Source organism: bacterium (genome assembly GCA_040757115.1).
Taxonomy (GTDB): domain Bacteria; phylum UBA9089; class CG2-30-40-21; order CG2-30-40-21; family SBAY01; genus JBFLXS01.
In genome coordinates, this window is record JBFLYA010000255.1 from 1 (window position 1) to 5321 (window position 5321).

Sequence of the window (5321 nt, forward strand, 5' to 3'; positions counted from 1 at the left end):
TACCAAAATGATGGCCAGAGTGCACAAACCTACACCATTACTACCAGCCTGATACCCGACCCGGACCCAGATAGATTCGAACCAAATGATAATTTTGATAAGGCGGTAAAGATAGAATTAGGCCAGATAATTACCGCTACTATTGCCCCTCAAAAGGATAATGATTATTTCAAGCTTAACATTCCGAAAAAAGGGACATTTAGTGCTGTTGTTTCTGAGGTGCCGAAGGAAATTAATCCCTTTTTTGCGATGTATGATTCAAATAAAGAGTGGATGAGGAGTGCTCGTGGAGATTATGGTCAGGGTGTAAGTATCCAGTTTACCTCACTTCCGGCAGGGGATTATTACTTACGGCTATGTGCCCAGGATGATGGGCAGAGTGCTCAGGCATACAAACTTACGACTAATTTTGGTTCCCCTGAAATAACACTACCTATGGCTAAAATTACCTCTCCTCAACCCAATTCTCTTCTCTCAGATACAATAACTATATTGGGCACGGCAACGGCTGAGAATTTCTTGAATTATGTATTCCAATACGGCACTGGCAGCACACCTACCTCCTGGCTAACGATTGCTACTTCCACCACACCAGTTATAAATGGCACTTTAGCTACCTGGAATACTACCCTGTTAGAAGATGGGACTTATACCTTATGCCTGACAGTAAAAGACAAATTAAACAATATCGCTACAGATACGGTAGTGATAGGTATAGACAATACACCACCAGTACTTCAGATTACTTATCCGGTGAATAATTCTATCATTATGCAAGCGACTATTCCCGTTACCGGCACTGCTGATGATGAACATCTATTAAATTGGACACTTGAATATGGGGCAGGCTATACCCCTCAAACCTATACATTAGTTGCCAGTTCCACTATTTCTGTTATTTCTGGTACTTTAGGGTCAATCTTCTTACCTACAGGTTCATACACATTAAAATTAACTGCAAAGGACATAACCAATAAAATAGCTACCCATACCGTATCATTTATAATTATTCAAGCTATGCCTACCCCCGCAGAAATTCTACAAAAGGTAGCCGATAATCTTAATAAGATTAATGATATGAAGGCGGAGATTACGAATTGGGGAACGAGTACTATTACCGGATGGGGGACAGTGACAATTAAAACATTTGGTCCTACTCAAAAGACATATCTTGAGAAAAAACCAGATAAGATAAAAATTGAATCCCCTACTGAGAATATGGCTTATATCATAGATGGAGATGTGATGTATGTAAAATTATTTGGTGTTTGGAATCCCTGGACAAAGATATCAGAAACTTTTGGAATAAATCCATCAGAATTGAATATATTGTCTCCTGAATATCTTCAGGCAAATGAAGTTATTATTAAAGAGTATCTGAATACCTCCGAAGGCAACATTTATATATTAGAAACCACTCCCAAAGGAACAGAAACTGGAAAATGGAAAATGATTTCGTATATTAACTATGATAAAGGCATAGTGACTAAAAGTGAAACTTATGATGTTGAAAATAATCTTATAGGTAGTGTAGAGTATTCAGAGTTTATTTTAGATTCTTCCAGTAGTGCCTGGCTGGCGACTAAATGTATTAATAGAGATATGTGGGAAGGATTTAGCAAAGTTACAGAGACTATTTATAGTAATATTCAGATAAATACAGGTATCCCTGATAGTGAATTTGAGCCGGTATTTGAATAGGGGGTAAAATCAAAAGGCAAAGGAGGACTTTTCGTAAGAGTTCAGGTAGGATAAAAATAAGGAGAAAGGGAGAAGATGGAGAAGTGGAGAAAAGAAGAGTTAGGTGATAGGATTATTAATGTCTGTATTAATGTCCATAAAAAGTTAGTGTCGTGTTGAACAAATAACGCACGGAATTTGATTCTGGTAACTGGTGATTGGTAACTGGTAATTAAATACCGTTGGGCTGAGCTCAGGGCGAAACTATTTAACCAATTACCAGTTACCAATTATCCGTTTGCAGGTTACGAAACCTGATGATGCCCCGTGCAAAAGTTACTCAACACGACACTAGGATTGATGTCCAAAGGGTGGAGCAAGGAAAAGTTTGAGCCATTTCTCCAATTCTCCCTTTTCCCCATTTCTCCTTGTTTACACTTCTAATGTATAGCCCTGAACGGTTACGACTTTTCAAATGAGTAGTAAGAAGGTAGTGTTATCAGGATTAGGGATTGTGGGTATTCTTCTTTTTGGATATGCAATATATTATGCCATTTTCCCTGTTACTACAGAGTCAGATTTAGTTTCCTATCATGCACCTTGCTGGGGAGAGAAAAACAAGATTTATTTTATAAAGAAGGTGAGTTTTGCCAGGAAGATATTAAATCCTATGTCGCTATTAAGCATAGGTTTTTTTGGGGGCGGAGATTATTTACCAGATCATACTGAGGTATATCTGTGTTCGATGAATTATGATGGGACAGATAAGAAGGAGATAGTAAAGATTGGGGATACAGATGATAACACTTACTGGCTGCCAATGTATCTTGATTATTGTAAGGCAAATAATTTACTACTTTTGTCAGGTGGAATGCATCCTGCAAGGGGAGAAGTTTACCAGGGTATATATACAATAAAATCAGATGGGAGAGATAAAAGGAAGATTTCAGAGGTAGGTTTGCATGCCACATGGTCACCTGATGGGAGACAAATAGTACATAGTGGAGGTTTTATAATGAATGCAGATGGAAGTAATAACCATCCTATTTTTAGTAAAAATTCAGAATGTTGGGGAAAAAGCCGAGACTTTATCTGGTCACCCAGAGGCGACTTGATTGCCTTTGTTTGCCACGGCTGGATATATACCATGAAACCAGATGGAAGCGAGAGGAGGAAGGTGTGTAAGGGGGATCGTCTCAAGGGATGGACATTGGATGGTAAGGAGATTATTGGGGATGGATATACGGTTAGATTAGATAGCAAAGAAGAAAAATTATTGTATGACGCAGAAGCAGGAACATATTGGGGAGGAAGATATTCGTTGGACGGAAGGTTTATGCTCGGGGAAATAGGTTTTGTTGTCCGTGATATAGAAACGATGAAAACTATAAATCTTTTTGCTGATATTGAAATTAAAGGTAAACATCGAGAGCATTTTGTCTATAAGAGACCGAATAATATTTGGTAGAGGAGGTGGCTGTTAAATGAAAAAAATTTGTATCTATAGTCTATTAATAGTATGTTTGTTGAATAGTAAGGTATCTGCTGAGGATTTTACCTGGGGTAGTTGTACTACCTATGCACCTATGCCTGTATTGTTTATCCATGGGATTAACTCTAATATGCTAACATGGGAAAAGGCTATTGGTAGTTTAACACAATACTTTGATGAGTATAGGTTAGTAAGATTTAATGAACCATCACCAAAGGGTTATATATCCCTTCACGAAACTGATAAAACTAAAGGAGTCACTTACTTCAAAGACGAACAGACAGGTTATGAGTCCCCCGCCAAACTCTATTTAGAGGCGTTTGATTATGGTGGAGAGGATTATTCACAGAGTTTTAAGCCAACTGGTTCTTATCAGCCAGAGCTTAAAAAAATTATTGAAGGAGATGATAAGTCTCCAGGGATATTAAAATCATACTATGGGGAGAACTATAGTACTGCTACAGATAAACTCATTATTGTAGGCTATTCACAGGGTGGATTAATCGCAAGAGAATATGTGCAGAGTAACCCAGACCAGGCTAAACATGTAAAACGCCTGATTACTATTGATACACCACATTATGGGACTGATGTTATAGCTAATTTAGTTGCTATTACCATGACAAACCCATCTCTTTCGCCTGGAACAACACGTAACTTCTGGGGGTATATATTATATCCCTTCCTCCCTTCAGATCTTAAGAATGCTGTAAAAGCAATTGAACGAGGTGATGTTGGACTCGGTGACTTACTACCTCATAGCAATTATCTAAATAATCTTAATAAACTCTCTGTCCCTGAGAATATTGAATATATTTGTTTGGTAGGTAAGGTTATAATTCCAGAATTTCCATATATAGCTGATACTGATAATGTCGTTATGGGTTATAGTCAAAGGGCAGAAAAAATACAACCTCAACTATTTCCACTAAAACCAAAAATAATTGAGCAAAAAATTCCCTGGGATTATATAATTAACTTACCGGGATAGAGCATACAAATAATGCGTGGATTGCTACTAAATGTGTTGATGAAGATATGTGGGAGGGATATAGTAAAGTTACTGAGACTATCTATACGAAGAGCCAAATTAATACTGGTCTTGCTGATAGTGAATTTGAGCCAACATTTGAATAGGAGGGAACAGATGAATATGGACAAGGTGGTAAGGATTTCAGCATTAACAGGATTAGGAGTAGTAGTTTTTTTGTTGGGATATACATTATATTATGCAGTTTTTTCTATTACTAAGGAATCAGATTTAATCTCCTACCATGCACCTTGCTGGGGCGAGAAAAACAAGATTTATTTTATCAAGAAGGTGACTTTTGGGAAGGCAATAATAAATCCTTCTTCATTATTAAACAAGATTCTTTATCTTGAGGGGGATTATTTACCGGAGAAAACTGAGGTATATGTATGTTCGATGAATTACGATGGAAGCAATAAGAAAGAGATAGTAAAACTTTGTGATACAGACATTGGTAATAGAGAATATGGTGAGACAAAAGAAGGGAGTTATTGGTTACCGAGATATATGGACTGGTGTTCTGCTAATAATTTACTGCTTATTTCAGGAGGAGATATTCCAGGAAGAGGAGAAACTTCACAAGGGATATATACAATGAAGATAAATGGGCAGGATAAGAGGAGACTGTCAGAGACAGGGGTGCATGCCTCCTGGTCACCGGATGGGAAGAAAATAGCATATGAAGTAATCACAAAAGAATCAAGGAGTGAAAAAATGTATGGTTATAAGGAGCCTGTAGAATATTATGATAAGGAGAATACTATCTGGGTAATGAATAGTGATGGCAGTGATAAACATCAGATATCAAGAGAGAAAATACTAACGCGAACAGGCAGATGGGTGCGTGATGAACAAGGGAAACCAGTTATGGAAAATGGAAAAGAGAAGTATAAATGGGAGAAAAAGTATATGGATGAATCCCCCATCTGGTCACCCAGAGGTGATTTGATTGCCTTTGTCTGTAAAGGATGGATTTGGGTGATGAAACCAGATGGAAGCGAGAGGAGGAAGGTGATTGACACTTGCCATCTTTCTGATTGGTCTCCGGATGGAACAAAACTTATGACTTCAGCACTTTTAGGAATCGTTGATTTAAATGGTAATGTGGTTAAAAAATTT

General features: G+C 37.6%; 3 protein-coding genes and 1 pseudogene. All 4 read left to right on the forward strand.

The annotated features are described in order from the left end of the window. On the forward strand, positions 1-1701 hold a 1701-nt coding region (locus tag AB1422_16355), incomplete at its 5' end, for an Ig-like domain-containing protein (protein ID MEW6620879.1). A 454-nt stretch (positions 1702-2155) separates the two neighbouring features. Next, a complete protein-coding gene (locus AB1422_16360) occupies positions 2156-3148 on the forward strand; it encodes a hypothetical protein (protein ID MEW6620880.1) in 993 nt (330 codons plus the stop codon). A 16-nt stretch (positions 3149-3164) separates the two neighbouring features. After that, a complete protein-coding gene (locus tag AB1422_16365; protein MEW6620881.1) occupies positions 3165-4163 on the forward strand; it encodes a hypothetical protein in 999 nt (332 codons plus the stop codon). A 957-nt stretch (positions 4164-5120) separates the two neighbouring features. Beyond that, positions 5121-5321 (forward strand): annotated as a pseudogene (gene tolB, locus AB1422_16370) (Tol-Pal system protein TolB).